Here is a 1,185-nt window from a genome sequence, read left to right on the forward strand (position 1 = left end):
GGGTGGGGTCAGGCGGAAGCCGACGCCTCGGACGGCGTGGATGGTGGCGGGGACGTTGAGGCGGGCGAGCTTGCGCCGGATGCGGCGTACCACCGAGTGCATGTCCGAGCCCCGCCCCAGGTGGTCGTTGCCCCAGACCGCGCGGTGCAGCCGGGCGTACGTCCACACCTGACCGGGCGTGCCGGCCAGGCAGACCAGCAGGTCGTGCTCTAGCGGCGTCAACCCGACCTCGCGCTCCCGCCAGCGCAGCACCCGCCGGTCGGAGTCGACACCCAGCTCCAGCCCGGACGACGGGACGGAGGACGCGCCGGACGACGGAGCGGGCGGCTCACCGGCGGGCTGCGGCCGGGACGGCGGCGGGCCGGACGGCGGCGGGCCGGACGTGCGACGGACCAGGTCGAGGAAGCGGCGGGCCTGGTGGACGCTGGAGACGATCAGGAACGCCTCGGTGCCGCCGAGCAGCTGGGCGAGCTGCCGTCGCTCGGCCGACGAGGACGCGACGCCGATGACCAAGGACGGCATCCCTGTCATCCGTTCCCACCTTTCCGGCAGGTTGAACCGCAACGCCGGGCGGTCGCCAGGCACGACGATGCGGGGCACCTGGCTTGCGGAGTTCGACCCGAGGGGTGCGGGGAGCTGCGGTTTCGTGAGGCTTCGGGGTGAACTACCGGGATCATATAGCCGAGCACCGATGATTGGTATAGCAGTTAACGTCGATGTAACTGCACGCGGTTCGGCACGCGCGTACCGATGAGAGCCGGGACGTACGCCGGTCCAATGCGTGTGATCACGCACATGCTCTCCCTGGCCGGCGGGACGCCGACCCGCGCGGACATCGCCGCCCGCTGCGCCGAACTGGCCGAGGCGCTGCGCGGCCGAGACCGGGGCGTGGTGGTGTGCGACGTGTCCGCTGTCGCCGCGCCCGACCTGGTCACGGTCGAGGTGCTGGCGCGGCTGCGCCTGACCGCGCGCCGCTTCGGCTGGGGGCTGGAGGTACGCGGGGCGGGCGACGACCTACGCGAGCTGGCCGGCCTGCTCGGGCTGGCCGGCGCCCTCCTCCAGCCGGTCGGGCAGCCCGAACAGCGGGAACAGGCGGTCGACGTCGAGGAAGTTGTTGAGCGACGTGATCCGGCCGCCGGAGACGCCGATGACGATCAGCGCCCACGGCACATGTCCTGAGCCGTC

Annotated in this window: 2 protein-coding genes; one reads left to right on the forward strand and one right to left on the reverse strand. The window is 72.7% G+C overall.

What is annotated here, in order from left to right; genetic code table 11:
- Positions 1–522 (reverse strand): winged helix-turn-helix domain-containing protein (locus KBX39_RS31600; protein WP_247660807.1); only part of this gene is annotated, 522 nt, incomplete at its 3' end.
- 255 nt (positions 523–777) lie between these two features.
- Between KBX39_RS31600 and KBX39_RS31605 the strand changes: the two genes are divergently transcribed.
- Entirely contained in the window at positions 778–1,179 is a 402-nt protein-coding gene (locus KBX39_RS31605) for an STAS domain-containing protein (RefSeq protein WP_210874082.1), read from the forward strand.
- Positions 1,180–1,185 lie beyond the last annotated feature (6 nt).

Source organism: Micromonospora sp. D75, from assembly GCF_018070405.1.
Taxonomy (GTDB): domain Bacteria; phylum Actinomycetota; class Actinomycetes; order Mycobacteriales; family Micromonosporaceae; genus Micromonospora; species Micromonospora chalcea.